This is a genomic window from Arthrobacter sp. GQ119 (genome assembly GCF_059759125.1).
The window spans coordinates 1-13,111 of record NZ_JCAXEA010000024.1 but is presented as its reverse complement, the minus strand read 5'-3'; the positions used below and the strand labels follow the sequence as shown (position 1 = coordinate 13,111).

The window sequence follows — 13,111 nt, the reverse complement described above, 5'->3', positions numbered from 1 at the left end:
CAGCACACCCCAGCCAGCCACCTGAGCGTCGTTCACCGCAACGCTGCGGCAGACCCCAAGTTTTCCGCCGGCCCTCCATTCGGGATGGAGCCGCACCCACTGAAAGGTAGTTATGAACCTGCACAAACTTCTGACCCAGCGCGAGGCCGAGGGCGCCCCCATCCGCGTGGGGCTGATCGGCGCCGGACGGTTCGGCACGATGTACCTGGCACAGGCCCGCAACATTCCCGGCATCCACGTCGTGGCCATCGCCGACATCAACGCCGAACGCGCCAAGGGGGCACTGAAGCTGGTTGACTGGCCCGAAGAAGCCTTCGCCGCGGACATCCCCGCGGCCATCGCAGCGCGGTCCACGGCCGTGGTAACCGACGCCTCCGTCCTGTTCGACGCCGACCTGGACGTCATCGTCGAAGCCACCGGCAACCCGATCGTGGGCATCAACCACGCCCTGCGCGCCATCGAGACAGGCAAGCACATCATCATGGTCACGGTCGAGGCTGATGCCCTCGCCGGACCCGCACTGGCGAAGCGGGCCGAGGAAGCCGGCGTCGTATACTCCCTGGCTTACGGCGACCAGCCGGCGCTGATCTGGGAGCTCGTGGACTGGGCCCGGACGTCGGGCTTCGACGTCGTCTGCGCCGGCAAGGGCGCCAAATACCTGTCCCACTACCACCAGATGAACCCGGATAATGTGTGGGAGAACTGGGAGTTCTCCAAGGAACTGACAGAATCCGGTCAGCTCAACCCCTACATGCACACTTCCTTCCGCGACGGTACCAAGGCCGCCATCGAAATGGCGGCCGTGGCCAACGCCGCGGGCCTGCGCCCGTCGGACGAGGGATTGACCTTCACGCCCGGCGATGTGGAAGAGATCGCCACGATCTGCCGACCGGCAGCCGACGGCGGCGTGCTCGCCAACGCAGGCAGCGTTGACGTCATGTCAAGCGTGACCCGTGAGGGAGACTGGATTCCCCACAACACGCAGGAGGGAGTCTTCGTCGTCGTGAAGGCAACCAATGAATACGTCTCGGGCTGCTTCCAGGAATACCCCTGGCACCCGGACCCCACCGGCCAGTACGCCGCGCTCTACCGCCCCTACCACTACGTCGGGCTGGAGCTCAACGTCTCCATCGCCAACGCCGTGCTTCGCGGCGTTGCGACCGGCGCGCCGGAAGGCTTCCACGCCGACGTCGTTGCCTGCGCCAAGAAGAACCTGCGCGCCGGGGAAATCCTCGACGGCGAGGGCGGCTTCACCGTCTGGGGCAAGCTCATCTCGGCCGAAAAGTCAGTCCGGGACCGCGCCCTTCCTGTCGCCATGGCCCACCACGTCAAGCTGGTCAACGATGTGCCTGAAGGCGGCATCGTCGGCTGGGACGACGTCGAAATCGACACGTCCCTGGAAGAGGCCCTGAAGCTGCGCCGTGAGACGGAGGCCCTCGCACTCGACGTGGTGCCCGCGACATGATGGACCGGCGCAATTTCCTCGGGATTGCCGGGGCTGCAGCCGCCGGCATGGTCCTGGCCGGCTGCGGGGCCGGCCCGAACATCGACCCGAACCGTGCCGCATCGGCCGGAGGCACGCTGAAGTTTGGCAGCTGGCAGTGGCTTGAGCCCGGCCGCGGCGAGGCGATGTGGCAGGCCATTCAGGCCTACAAGGAAGCCAACCCCTCCGCGAGCCTGGCCCAAAGCACCACACCGTTCCTTTCCTTCGCAGACAAGCTCAACACCGAGCTCGGCGGCAAGGGCGGCCCTGACGTCTTCGTGGTTCAGGACGTCAACTTCTACCCGTTGGCCGACGCAGGCATTCTGGCCCCGCTCACCTCCGTCATCTCGTCACACAAGGGCCGGCCGTTCAACCACACGAACGCGTCGGGGCTGGTCAACGGGGTGCAGTACGGGATCACCTGGGAACGGCTGAACTGGAACTTCTTCTGGAACCGCAAGCTCCTGGCGAAAGCCAACGTCACCCCGCCTCGCAATGTCGCGGAACTGATCTCAGCCGCCAGCCAGATTCGCTCCGCCACCGGACTGGACGGCTTCGGCGTCCGCCACCAGATGACGGAATTCGATTCCTGGTTCATGGACTTCGATGTCTGGACCTACGGGCACGGCGGATCCTGGTCGGACGGCTCGCGGCCCACCATCGATTCGGCGGAGAACATCGCCGGCGTCGAGGCGTTCGGGGAGATCTACCGTTCAGGCGCCATGCCGATCGGTGATGACGCCTCAACCATGCGCACGAAATTCCGAGAGGGCCGACTCGGCATGATGATCGACGTCTCCTCCACAGTCGCCGGCATCCTGCGGTCCTCCAAGACCCTTAAATCGGCCGACATCGGTTTCGCCGACCGGATCCCGCTCCCCACGCCGTCGGCGCACCAGGAAATCGTGCTGGCCGTCAACGGGTACGGCAAGAACAAGAACCTGGCCGTCGACTTTGTCGGCTGGGTGGGCTCCGACGCCGGACAGGCAGCACTCCGGAAGGCCATGGGTCCCTCGACGCTCGCCACGGACGTCCCGCTGGCTCCTGATTACGCCGCCGCGAATCCGTGGGCGAAGTCCTTTATCGACCTCGCTGCGGACTCTCGAAGCCCCCTTATCAAGGGGTACGAGGCGCAGACGAAAGCCATCATGCGGGAAGTCATGACCCAGGTGGAACGCTACCTCGTGGACGGTGGCGACGCCGCAACAGCACTCTCCACCGCCCAGAAACAAGTAACTCAGCTGCTCGGCTGAGTGGACCAACGCAAAGGATCAGGGCAATGTCGCTCCGAACTTCGATCTCCCCGCCGGCTGTGGCACAGAACCAGATACAGGACGCTCCCTCCAGACACCACATGTGGCAGCGGATCTCCCCCTACATCTACATTGGCCCCGCGGTTATTTACCTGATCATCTTCATGATCATCCCCGTGGTGCAGGGCGTTCAGCTCAGTTTCACCAAGACCCCGCTGGTCAGGCCCGACGGCGGAACGGGGATCGGGCTGGAAAACTACTCCCGCCTGCTCAGCAGCCCCCAGTTCTACAACTCCCTTGGCGCCACCATCCTGTACACGGCGGCGACGGTCATCTTCGCCGTCGCCATCGGCGCAGGATCCGCGCTGCTCCTGAACCAGGCCTTCAAGGGACGCACGATCGTCCGGGCCATCATCACGTTCCCCTGGGCCGTCCCAACAGTGGCGACCGCCCTGATTTTCAGCTGGATCTTCAACCGCTCCGACGGTGTGCTGAACGAAGTGGTCGGAGTGCTCGGCATCGGCCAGCAGGGCTGGCTTGTCGATCCAAAATTCGGCATGGCCGCCGTCGTCCTGACCTCCGTCTGGAAGGTCATGCCCCTCGTCATGCTCGTGGTGCTCGCCTCGCTCCAATCAATCCCGAGCGAACTCTACGAGGCCACCCGCATGGACGGCGCCGGGGCACTGGAAACCTTCAAGGCCGTCACCTGGCCGCACATCGCCCCCACCGTCAGAGTGGTCACACTCCTCATGACGATCTGGTCCATCCGCCGTTTCGAGATCATCTACCTCCTGACCGGCGGCGGACCGGTGGACAGCACCAACACCCTGGTGGTCAACGTGTACCGGCAGGCCTTCAGCAACCAGGAGCTGGGCCGTGCCGCGGCCATCGGCGCCCTCGGACTGGTGCTGTCCCTGCTCGTCACGGTTGTCTACTTCATGATGGAACGGCGCAACGCCGCTAAGGAGGCCTAGCCCAATGACAACGAAAGAAGCACCACCAATCGCACGGACATCCCCTGCAAGGCGGCGCCTGAAGGCACCTGGCACGCGAAACTTCAGCAGGCCCGTCCGCTATCTCATGCTGGCAGCCCTGGTCCTCTTCTCGGGCTTCCCGCTGTACTGGATGCTGAACACGGCGCTCAGCCAGGACTCCGAACTTTACGGCCAGGCCCAAGGCTGGTGGCCGCACTGGGAACGCCTCGGGGACCTCGGCGACGTCATCGGCAGCGTCCCCATCTTCAAATGGCTCAGCAACTCCATGGTCATCGCCGGCGGAACCACGCTGCTTTCCCTCATTTTCGCGGTGCTGGCCGGCTACGCGCTGTCGAGATTCAAGTTCCATGGCAAGGGCGCCGCAGGGTTCCTGCTCTTCGCCACCCAAATGCTGCCCGAGGCACTGCTCGTCGTCCCGATCTACGCGCTGTTCGCTTCGCTGGGGCTCCTTAACGGAATGGGCGGCCTGATCCTCGCCAACGTTGCCTTCACGATGCCCGTGAGCGTCTGGATCATCAAGGGGGCCATCGATGCGATCCCCTACGAAATCGAAGAGGCGGCCGCCGTCGACGGGTGTCCCCGCGTCACCATACTGTCGCTGGTCCTAACCCCGCTGATCCTTCCCAGCATCGCCGCGGCCGCCGTTATCAACTTCTTCGACGGGTGGAACGAATTCCTGCTGGCCAAGACCTTCATCGCCGAACGTGACCTCTGGCCGGCGTCGGTGGGCCTGGCCTCCTTCATCGGCCAGTACCTGACCTCGCTGAACTCAGTTATGGCCGCCGCGTTGCTGTTCACGCTGCCGGCGCTGATCTTCTTCCTCCTTGTCCAACGTCGAATCGTCTCGGGCCTCACGGCCGGCTCAGTCAAAGGTTGATCATGGCAAAGCTCTCACTACGCAACATCAGCAAGCGGTTCGGGGACACCCAGGTCATCCACGACTTCAGCGCCGACGTCGACAACGGAGAATTCCTTGTCCTGCTCGGCGCGTCGGGATCAGGAAAATCGACGCTGCTCCGCATCATTGCCGGACTCACGGATGCGAGCGCCGGCGACATCATCTTCGACAACCTCCGCGTGAACCGCCAAAGCCCGCGCGAACGCGACATCGCCTTCGTCTTCCAGTCCTATGCGCTCTATCCGCACCTGACAGTCCGCGACAACATCGCATTCCCCCTGGCGCTGGACAGATTCAAGGCCTGGCACCACATCCCGGGCATCAGCGCGATCGCACGCCGCATCTTTGGCTCGTCCAAGGACATCTCCGAACGCGTCGCCGGTGTCTCGGCGATGCTGGAACTGGACCAGTACGCGAACCGCAAGCCCGGAGGACTCTCCGGCGGCCAGCGGCAGCGTGTGGCCTTGGCGCGCGCCCTGATCCGCAACCCGTCAATGTTCCTGCTCGATGAACCGCTGTCCAACCTCGACGCCAAGCTCCGCGCTGAACTGCGGGGCGAAATCGTTCGGCTGCACAGGCTGACCGGGAAGACGTTCATTTACGTCACCCACGACCAGGTTGAAGCCATGACCATGGCCACCCAGATCGTCATTCTTCACAACGGCATCGTGCAGCAGCATGCCACGCCGCAGGAGATCTACACCCGCCCCGCCAACGCGTACGTCGCCAGGTTCATCGGCAGCCCGCCCATGAACCTGATGGCGGCCACGGTGACCGACGGGCTCCCCGCCCTCGGAGGGCTGCGGCTCCCGGCGCCGGAAGGGCTCCGGCTCAGGACCGGAACCACGACGCTGGGCCTGCGGCCGGAACACCTGGCTGTCTCCGCCGACGTCGGCGGGCCCGGCCTCGCGGGAACGGTCCGGAGGATCGAGGACCTTGGCGCGGACACCCTCATCGGAGTCCAGCCGGACCCCGCCCTGGACCTGAAGCTGTGGGAGCTCAACCAGGACGAACTCCTGTGGGTCCGTCAGACGGGACAAACCCGCCTGATGGCAGGAGATGCCTGCACGGTCTCCCCCGAGGCCAGAATGGCCAGCTACTTCGACAGCGAAACCGGGCTGAACCTGGCATCATCCGAACTGATCCCAGACGCCGGAATTCTGCCGATGCGCGGCTGACAGCGCCCCCCAGTCTCCGCAGGCCAAGCCTGATCGCATTTCACACACAAGGAAAAAACACCAATGACCATCGTTGTCACCGCAGCATTTACTCCCAAGGAGGGCACCTACCACCAGGTCGTCGCCGCCCTCTCCCCCGCCATTGCAGAAGTGCATGAAGAGCCCGGCTGCCTGCTGTACGCCATCCACGAATCACCCAGCGGCCAGATCATGATGATTGAAAAATGGGAACGTGCCGAACTGCTCGACGCCCACGGCGAGGGCGACGCCGTCAAACGGCTCAACGCTTCACTCGAGGGGCTCCTGGAAAGGCCTGTGGAAGTCACGCGCCTCGTGCCGATTCCCGCCGGCACTTCCCACCAAGGCGCACTTTAATGTTCCGCCACCCAATCGTGGTCATGGGTGTCTCGGGGGCAGGCAAGTCCGTCGTCGGGGCAGCGCTGGCCGCCCGCCTGGGTGCCACGTTCGTGGACGCCGATTCCCTGCACCCGCCCGCCAATGTAGAAAAAATGGCTGCGGGCATTCCCTTGACCGACGCGGACCGGTGGCCGTGGCTCCGTCTCGTTGGTGCTCAGCTCGCGGCTTCCCGGCAAGAAGGAACCGTGGTCGCATGCTCAGCCCTCAAACGGGCGTACCGGGATGCCATCCGCGCAACGGAACCCGCGACCCGGTTCATCCTCCTGAACGCGGAGCCCGCCGTGCTGCAGAAACGGCTGACCCAGCGCCCCGGTCACTTCATGCCGGCATCACTCCTGACCTCACAGCTCGAAACCCTCGAACCCCTGGAAACAGACGAAGCCGGCCTGTGCCTCACGTCAGAGGGAGGCGTCGAATCCATCGTCGACCGGATTTGCGCCCACCTGGCGAGTGACGCTGGTGGGGCGCGCCAGTACGCGGACCGGTAGCGTGAGCGGGCGATGCGGGCGTTAGCCAGCGGACGACGGCGGGGCCGCCCGCCGTCGTCCGCTGGCGTTGCGGGTGTGAATCGCCGCGATCAGTGGCGGCATTTTCGCAGCGCTAAATGTCGTACCTAGTACATTCTCTTTGCAGCACAAAGTTGACCTCCTAGCAGTGGGCGCCGCGTCGGTCTTCAGACGAGGCGTCGTCGGAGCTCGCGGTACACCGTCGTCCGGGACACCCGGAACAGCTCTGCTAGTTCAGCCTGCGTATACTCGCCGGCATCGTGCAGCGTCAGAAGATGCTTCCGCTGCATCTTCTTCAAGCAGGGCAAAAACGACCGTTTCTGCACCTGCAAGACGGGCTTCGGACAGCAAACTATTGACTGCACCCTTGCGCCGGAACGGATTGCAGTGGCAGTCAAAAACAAGCGTTTTTGAAGGCGTGCGGCTGCGTTATACGACGTCGAACCAGGGGCTAGAAAGGGTCCACGTCATCTGTTGGGCAGCTCGTCGGACCATGCGGGCGAGTGTCTGGACGTCGATTTCGCGTAAGCGGAGTCTGGTGAGGGTGGCTGTGATGGTTCCGTTGATGAAGTAGGGGCCACTGACGCCGAAAGCGTCTGAGATGCGTCCGGCGTCGCCGGTGGCCATTCGCGTTTCTAGGGTAGCGGAGCCCGATGTCATGTTCATGGAGCCCATGAATAAGGCCGTCAGCCGGGCTTGATGTTCTGGTTGAGCCTGAAGAAGTTCGTTGGGTCGTACTTGCGCTTGAGTGCCTTGAGCCGGTCGTACTTGGCGGCACCGTAGGCCTGCCTGACCCGCTCCTCGCCCTCTTCCATGAGGAAGTTGACGTAGACGCTGGTGTGGTGGGGGGCGAGGGCGGACCAGTAGTTGCGGGCCCATTCGCGCTCAGCGTCGAAGCCATCGGCGGTCATGCTGTTGCCGTTGATGTTGAAGGTGAACCCGGCCTGGCGGCCATTGAACGCGGTGGCATCGTCCTCGACACGCCCCACCGCTCCGCCCATCTGCCACAGACCGATGCTGGTGATCGGCGAGGTGATGCGCATGCCATGCTCGACGACGATGTCGATGACGTCATCGTTCAGTGCTGCGACGTCACAGGACCGGACGTAGTATGACCAGCCGTGGGGGAACGATGGATCGAACATCTTCTGATGTTCCAGATAAGGCTTCGGCCGGCAAAGATCCAGCACAGGCGAACCGAATTCCTTGAGTGGCCGCACAACCCGTTCACCCTCCTCGACCGATCCCGCATAGCAGGCGGCGATCGCCACGACGTGCTTTCCGACCAGGTCGGGCGGGACGATCGGCAGCGCCGGCGCCCTCCTCTGCACAGCGATGGTCATAAGCTCGTCGGGGCAGTCCGCGATCCAGTCGCGATAAAACCGCAGCACCTCCGGAGCATCTTCCATCGGCCAGAAGACCGGACCGGCCATAACGTAGGGGCCCACAGGGTTAAGACGGAACTCGAACTGGGTGACTATGCCGAAGTTCCCGCCCCCGCCCCGCACGCCCCAGAAGAGGTCGGCGTTCTGATCCTCGCTGGCCCTGACCAGCTCGCCTTCGGCGGTGACCAGGTCTACGGACAGAAGCTGATCAATCGTGAGCCCGTACCTGCGCATGACCCACCCAAGGCCGCCGCCCAGCGTGAGACCCGCCACTCCGGTGTGGGTGACGATTCCCGAAGGAACAGCGAGACCGAACTCCTGCGTTTCTCGATCGAGCTCGCCAAGCAGTACACCGGCCTGAACACGTGCCGTTCGCGCCTCGGGGTCCACTCGAATCCCTTTCATCGGCCCGAGATCGATGAGCATGCCGTCGTCGCACACTGACAGCCCAGGGAAGCTGTGACCGCCTCCGCGCACAGCGACCAGCAGATCCTGCGAGCGGGCGAGCCGGAGGGCAGCGCGTACATCTGCGACGCCGGTGCAGCGCGCTATGAGTGCGGGATGGCGATCAATCGATCCGTTCCACACCTTGCGATGGTTGTCGTAAACAACATCGTCCGGACGGACGAGTTCACCCCGAAAGGATGTCTGTAGTTCATCGACAGCATCGCCGTCGATCTCCGTGCTCTCTGCCATAGCCTCACGGACCTCTCTCCTCCGAGCAGATTCCCACCGTTCGGACGAACTGGCAAGAGGAAACGGTAATCCGGCGCGACATGAAGGCCCCCACTGCAGGTCTGCCGATGACAAGATCCACGGCCACCAGCAGTAGTTGTTTCCCACGGAGGTCGTGAACAGCGTGGCCGCGATGAGCACTGCTGCCAGGACCAGCAGGGCCTTCCGGGACGCTACCTGCTGCCTCTCAGCCCCATGCGCGTTACCCAAGACTTATACGGAAATGAAACCACGGCATCCTGCACGCAAGCGGCGACCGTCAAGAGCGACCGTTTCTGACCTGCCTTCGGCATGCCTCCGAAAAAATGGAATCGCAGCGATAAGTGGCGGCATTTTCGCGTCGCTAAATGTCGCGGCTCGTGCCCGTAAGCCGAACCTTGAGCGAACCTCCGCCGGGCTCGTAGCCTGTGCTGCACACGGGATCGTTTGGACTCTCCTCCGTCGAAGGCAATGCAGCAGCGCCGTGGTCTCAGAATTGGACTGGCGTTCGGCGATGGCTGACCTCACAGTATGTCTATCTGTTCCCCACCTGAGAACTCAACGGAGGCATCACGATGACAGGCGAAAGTACTGCGCTGGTTACCGGAGGAGCGCGCGGGATCGGTCGGTCAATTGCAGAACGGTTAGCGGAGAGTGGCTGGAATGTAATTGCTACATACAACACCGGTCTCGATGAAGCGAAGGAGCTAGCGCGCACGCACGGCGTGGAAATACGTCAAGTCGATCTAGCAGACAGATCTGAATCCCTGGACTTTGCCCGCCAGATCCGTGATGAATTTTACTTGGATGCGCTCGTCAACAATGCCGGGATCCTTGAGAAACAATCTTTCGAGGAAATTACTCTTGATGCCTGGGATAGAACGCTTGAGGTCAATGTCACGGCACCCCTCATCCTTGCTCACGCACTCGGCTCCTATATGTCCCCCGGCGGAGCATTGTCAACATCGCCAGCACGGATGCCTTCATCGGGTCCTTCCGAAGCATCGCCTACTCGGCCAGCAAAGCAGCTCTGCTTTCAGTCACTCGAAGCCTCGCCAACGTGCTTGGGCCCCGCGGAGTTCGCGTCAATGCCGTGACTCCGGGCTGGGTCGTCCGGCATATTGACTGACTCATGCGAAGCAGCACGCCTCACTCCGTTGGGTCGCAATGGGAGTCCCAGCGACATAGCCAAGATCGTCGCTTTTCTCCTCAGCGCCGACGCATCGTTCATCACGGGGGCATCTATCGTCGTTGATGGGGGATACACCGGTGTGGATTACTTCATGAACAAGGAAAATGAATCCCTTGGCTAAGCACGTGGAGTCATAGCCCGGTGAAAACCAGATTCGTTGCCCGAAGGATGGCAACAACGCCAAAACCATCCCGTGAGGGGGTGTCCTGTAAAGGGGGCTGGCAATGTCCGCAAGCCGGTGGGCGAAGGTCACACGGCATCCTAACCCCGGGCACTTTCGGCGAACAGGGTTTCGGCGAACGGCGTTCTAAGGTGCGGTCTCAACGAGCGTCAGCCGGATCATGCGCAGTTCGTCCTCCACCGCCCGGGACGGCCAGTGGTTCTTGGCCAGTTCCCGCGCCCTGCTGAGATCTGCTTCCGGGAAAAGAGTGCCGAGCAGCTCGGCCGCCTGAAGGAGGGCGATCAGTGCGGTGGTCCTGGCATCGGGCGGCGCAGCGACAGACGGTGCAGTGCCGGACACTTCAGCGCCTGGCTGAGCCGTCGCGGGCGGAACTGGCTCAGGCTGCGTGGCCCCCGGCTGCACCGCACCGGAAGACGCCGCCGCGGGAGACACAGCACCGGAAGACGCCGCCGCGGGCGGCGCAGCAGGAGTCGGCGCAGGGCTAACTGCCGCGCGGATCTTTTGGATCAGCGCCGCTTCCGGACCGTGGTCCTTCTCCGGATATCGCACAGACTTGAACAGTCCAAGGTGCTTCTCACCGACATGCTCCACGATGCCCAGCGACGCCATCCGTTCGTACACACGCTGTACTTCGCCGCGGCCCTCCAGCATGGAAACCCACCGCTTGGGTGTGTGGGGCCGCGATTTCTCCCGGATGCGGTCCAGCTCGCGCTGGAATTCCGTCTCCGGGGCGGCGCCGGTGGCCTTGACATGCTTCCCCTCCAGGGCGATGGCGCCCAGCAGGTCCAACTCGGCGAGTATCGCCCCTGCCAACGTGGTCCGGAGCACGTAGGCCGGCAGCTGCGGTTCGCCGTCCTTGTCGTTCGTGGCCAGAAGGAGGAACGCCTGGGGAAGGCTCAGTTCCTCCGCTTTTGGTGTTTCCGCGTTCATACCTTCATGGTGGCGCAGTTGGGTAGCCGCCACAACGGTGCAGTGGTTCGTCCGCCGGAAGAAAGCAGAAGGGTGCATCCAAATCTGCGCCGATCGGCTATAACGGGTGCTGGGAGAACTGAATCGACGGCCTCCAGACGTGTTCGGAAAGGACTTGGCAATGGCTGACGACGGTACGGACATGGTCAGCGTCCGGTACATGGTGGACGACGTCGACGCAGCGGTCGACTTCTACACGAAGCACCTCGGATTCACCCTCAGGATGAGCGCCGCACCGGCGTTCGCCGACGTCGGCCGCGGCCGCCTACGGCTCCTGCTGAGCGGACCCGCCAGCTCGGCCGGCCGGCCCATGCCGGACGGCGCCGTGCCGGAGCCGGGTGGATGGAACCGCATCCACCTCATCGTGGACGACATTGCCGCCGAGGTGGACCGGCTGCGCGCCGCCGGACTTACGTTCCGAAACGACATTGTCACCGGCCCGGGCGGCCAGCAGATTTTGCTGGAGGATCCCGCCGGCAATGTCGTCGAGCTGTTCCAGCCCGCCGGTCACTAGGCACTGGTCCAGCAGCCTCATCACAGTGACCGAGCGTGCGTTCCCTGCACTGGTGCCCATGTGATAGTTGTGTCTACGAGCCATTCGGGACGGGGCGGGGGGGACACCGGATGAGGGTCCTGGTTTATTTTGGCGTTGTTCTCCCAATACTGTCTGCGGCGATAGCGGGGCGCTTCCGGCTGCCCTTCAAAGAGGGATCCCGCGGGGACCGTACTATGGATGGCGCCCAGCTGGGATGCAATGTCTTTGCGCTTGGAGTCGAGCTCCTTCTACCGTTCGCGACCGGATTCGTCGGGGCTGCCGGGACTCGCCTTTGCCGCGGCGGCCCTCCGACTGGCTGCCCTGTCCCTCTTCACCTTGCGTGTTCCCGTTATTGGGCCTTTCGCCCCGAATACTTCCGGCCGGCACTCGGTCGACGAAGCCAGCATCCGCCGCACCCGCTGGCCGTATCAGACTCTGTTCGCCGCGGCCCACATCCTGCTAATCGCCTTCTTAGCCTCCCTCATGGGACGTCTTCCTCCCGCCTAAGCACAGTCTTGATGGACTAGGCGTGCCGACTGGATCACCCAGTAGGGCACGGCATGGGACCCGATGGCTACTTTCATCAAAATTTCTTAGTCCTGCGCTACGGTTGGCAGCACAATTGAATTTCTTGAGGGGGGACAAATGGAATTTGCAGAAAAGCTCTCAGCGTTGGCAGCAAAGGTGCGCCAGCAGCGAGGAGTGATCCAGACGGAAGAGGCAACCAAGAATGCCTTTGTCATGCCGTTCATTTCCACAATTCTCGGCTATGACGTCTTCAATCCGCTGGAAGTCGTTCCAGAGTTCATCGCTGATGTCGGGCTCAAGAAGGGGGAGAAGATCGACTATGCCATCGTCAAGGACGGGGAAATCCAGATCCTGATCGAGTGCAAGAAATCCACGGAGCCCGTGAAAATCGAGCACGCATCTCAGCTTTTCCGGTACTTTGCCGTGACGAACGCCAGAATCGCGATCCTCACTAACGGTGAGGTGTATCAATTCTTCACTGACCTCGATGCACCGAACCGCATGGACGCCAAGCCGTTCCTCGTGCTCGATCTGAACGACATCGATGAGTCCCTCATTCCCGAGCTGCAAAAACTATCCAAGGACGTCTTTGATCTGGACTCGATCATCAGTGCGGCTGGTGAACTGAAATACATCGGTGAACTCAAGAGGACACTAGCGGCACAATTCAAGGAACCGGAGGACGAATGGGTCAAGTTCCTGACAGGTCGCGTGTATACGGGACCCTATACGCAGAAGGTTCGTGAGCAGTTCACTGTGCTCGTAACCAAAGCGTCGAAGCAGTTCCTGAACGACCAGGTGAACCAGCGACTGAAGAAGGCGCTTGGCGCCCCAAGCTTTCCGCAAAACGAGGACGTGGCTATCGCCGCCAGTGTCA

14 protein-coding genes and 1 pseudogene are annotated in these 13,111 nt (G+C 62.8%); 11 read left to right on the top strand and 4 right to left on the bottom strand.

Features of this window, described 5'->3' with window-relative positions; translation table 11 throughout:
- Nucleotides 1-112: 112 nt before the first annotated feature.
- From AC6CH3_RS19235 to AC6CH3_RS19205, 7 genes are all read left to right on the top strand, one after another.
- Nucleotides 113-1,465 (top strand): NAD(P)H-dependent oxidoreductase, encoded by a 1,353-nt coding sequence (locus AC6CH3_RS19235; protein WP_498133943.1) that lies wholly within the window; start codon nucleotides 113-115, stop codon nucleotides 1,463-1,465.
- On the top strand, nucleotides 1,462-2,736 hold the full coding sequence (locus AC6CH3_RS19230) for an extracellular solute-binding protein (protein WP_498133942.1): 1,275 nt from the start codon (nucleotides 1,462-1,464) through the stop codon (nucleotides 2,734-2,736). The genes AC6CH3_RS19235 and AC6CH3_RS19230 overlap by 4 nt, the downstream gene beginning before the upstream one ends.
- Before the next feature lie 26 nt (nucleotides 2,737-2,762).
- Entirely contained in the window at nucleotides 2,763-3,710 is a 948-nt protein-coding gene (locus AC6CH3_RS19225) for a carbohydrate ABC transporter permease (RefSeq protein WP_498133941.1), read from the top strand.
- A 4-nt stretch (nucleotides 3,711-3,714) separates the two neighbouring features.
- Entirely contained in the window at nucleotides 3,715-4,608 is an 894-nt protein-coding gene (locus tag AC6CH3_RS19220; protein WP_498133940.1) for a carbohydrate ABC transporter permease, read from the top strand.
- 2 nt (nucleotides 4,609-4,610) lie between these two features.
- Nucleotides 4,611-5,807: an ABC transporter ATP-binding protein gene (locus AC6CH3_RS19215; RefSeq protein WP_498133939.1), complete on the top strand. Its 1,197-nt coding sequence runs from the start codon at nucleotides 4,611-4,613 to the stop codon at nucleotides 5,805-5,807.
- A 63-nt stretch (nucleotides 5,808-5,870) separates the two neighbouring features.
- On the top strand, nucleotides 5,871-6,182 hold the full coding sequence (locus AC6CH3_RS19210) for a putative quinol monooxygenase (protein ID WP_498133938.1): 312 nt from the start codon (nucleotides 5,871-5,873) through the stop codon (nucleotides 6,180-6,182).
- Nucleotides 6,182-6,712 carry a gluconokinase gene (locus AC6CH3_RS19205; protein ID WP_498133937.1) on the top strand — a complete coding sequence of 177 codons (531 nt, stop codon included), beginning with the start codon at nucleotides 6,182-6,184 and terminating at the stop codon, nucleotides 6,710-6,712. Before AC6CH3_RS19210 ends, AC6CH3_RS19205 begins: the two co-directional genes overlap by 1 nt.
- Nucleotides 6,713-6,897: 185 nt before the next feature.
- On the opposite strand, the gene AC6CH3_RS19200 is transcribed toward AC6CH3_RS19205, so the two are convergent.
- The 3 genes from AC6CH3_RS19200 to AC6CH3_RS19190 all read right to left on the bottom strand — a co-directional run bounded on the left by AC6CH3_RS19200 (nucleotide 6,898) and on the right by AC6CH3_RS19190 (nucleotide 8,811).
- Nucleotides 6,898-7,020 carry a helix-turn-helix domain-containing protein gene (locus AC6CH3_RS19200; protein ID WP_498134003.1) on the bottom strand — a complete coding sequence of 41 codons (123 nt, stop codon included), beginning with the start codon at nucleotides 7,018-7,020 and terminating at the stop codon, nucleotides 6,898-6,900.
- A 139-nt stretch (nucleotides 7,021-7,159) separates the two neighbouring features.
- Complete coding sequence (locus AC6CH3_RS19195; protein WP_498133936.1) at nucleotides 7,160-7,357, bottom strand: hypothetical protein; 198 nt, start codon at nucleotides 7,355-7,357, stop codon at nucleotides 7,160-7,162.
- A gap of 59 nt (nucleotides 7,358-7,416) precedes the next feature.
- Nucleotides 7,417-8,811 (bottom strand): FAD-binding oxidoreductase, encoded by a 1,395-nt coding sequence (locus AC6CH3_RS19190; RefSeq protein ID WP_498133935.1) that lies wholly within the window; start codon nucleotides 8,809-8,811, stop codon nucleotides 7,417-7,419.
- 593 nt (nucleotides 8,812-9,404) lie between these two features.
- Between AC6CH3_RS19190 and AC6CH3_RS19185 the strand changes: the two are divergent.
- Nucleotides 9,405-9,928, top strand: a pseudogene (locus AC6CH3_RS19185) (SDR family oxidoreductase); the annotation flags it as partial.
- A gap of 22 nt (nucleotides 9,929-9,950) precedes the next feature.
- On the top strand, nucleotides 9,951-10,142 hold the full coding sequence (locus AC6CH3_RS19180) for an SDR family oxidoreductase (protein ID WP_498133934.1): 192 nt from the start codon (nucleotides 9,951-9,953) through the stop codon (nucleotides 10,140-10,142).
- Between the two features lie 186 nt (nucleotides 10,143-10,328).
- Here AC6CH3_RS19180 and AC6CH3_RS19175 read toward each other — a convergent pair whose 3' ends face one another.
- Entirely contained in the window at nucleotides 10,329-11,132 is an 804-nt protein-coding gene (locus AC6CH3_RS19175; protein WP_498133933.1) for a GOLPH3/VPS74 family protein, read from the bottom strand.
- 160 nt (nucleotides 11,133-11,292) lie between these two features.
- On the opposite strand from AC6CH3_RS19175, the gene AC6CH3_RS19170 reads away from it, so the two are divergent.
- Complete coding sequence (locus AC6CH3_RS19170; protein WP_498133932.1) at nucleotides 11,293-11,685, top strand: VOC family protein; 393 nt, start codon at nucleotides 11,293-11,295, stop codon at nucleotides 11,683-11,685.
- 666 nt (nucleotides 11,686-12,351) lie between these two features.
- Nucleotides 12,352-13,111 (top strand): type I restriction endonuclease (locus tag AC6CH3_RS19165; RefSeq protein WP_498133931.1); only part of this gene is annotated, 760 nt, incomplete at its 3' end.

Excerpts from the sequence above, each read along its gene's own strand:
- AC6CH3_RS19235 (WP_498133943.1), top strand. The coding sequence starts at position 113 with ATGAACCTGCACAAACTTCTGACCCAGCGCGAGGCCGAGGGCGCCCCC.
- AC6CH3_RS19230 (WP_498133942.1), top strand. The coding sequence starts at position 1,462 with ATGATGGACCGGCGCAATTTCCTCGGGATTGCCGGGGCTGCAGCCGCC.
- AC6CH3_RS19225 (WP_498133941.1), top strand. The coding sequence starts at position 2,763 with ATGTCGCTCCGAACTTCGATCTCCCCGCCGGCTGTGGCACAGAACCAG.
- AC6CH3_RS19220 (WP_498133940.1), top strand. The coding sequence starts at position 3,715 with ATGACAACGAAAGAAGCACCACCAATCGCACGGACATCCCCTGCAAGG.
- AC6CH3_RS19215 (WP_498133939.1), top strand. The coding sequence starts at position 4,611 with ATGGCAAAGCTCTCACTACGCAACATCAGCAAGCGGTTCGGGGACACC.
- AC6CH3_RS19210 (WP_498133938.1), top strand. The coding sequence starts at position 5,871 with ATGACCATCGTTGTCACCGCAGCATTTACTCCCAAGGAGGGCACCTAC.
- AC6CH3_RS19205 (WP_498133937.1), top strand. The coding sequence starts at position 6,182 with ATGTTCCGCCACCCAATCGTGGTCATGGGTGTCTCGGGGGCAGGCAAG.
- AC6CH3_RS19200 (WP_498134003.1), bottom strand. The coding sequence starts at position 7,020 with ATGCAGCGGAAGCATCTTCTGACGCTGCACGATGCCGGCGAGTATACG.
- AC6CH3_RS19195 (WP_498133936.1), bottom strand. The coding sequence starts at position 7,357 with ATGGCCACCGGCGACGCCGGACGCATCTCAGACGCTTTCGGCGTCAGT.
- AC6CH3_RS19190 (WP_498133935.1), bottom strand. The coding sequence starts at position 8,811 with ATGGCAGAGAGCACGGAGATCGACGGCGATGCTGTCGATGAACTACAG.
- AC6CH3_RS19175 (WP_498133933.1), bottom strand. The coding sequence starts at position 11,132 with ATGAACGCGGAAACACCAAAAGCGGAGGAACTGAGCCTTCCCCAGGCG.
- AC6CH3_RS19170 (WP_498133932.1), top strand. The coding sequence starts at position 11,293 with ATGGCTGACGACGGTACGGACATGGTCAGCGTCCGGTACATGGTGGAC.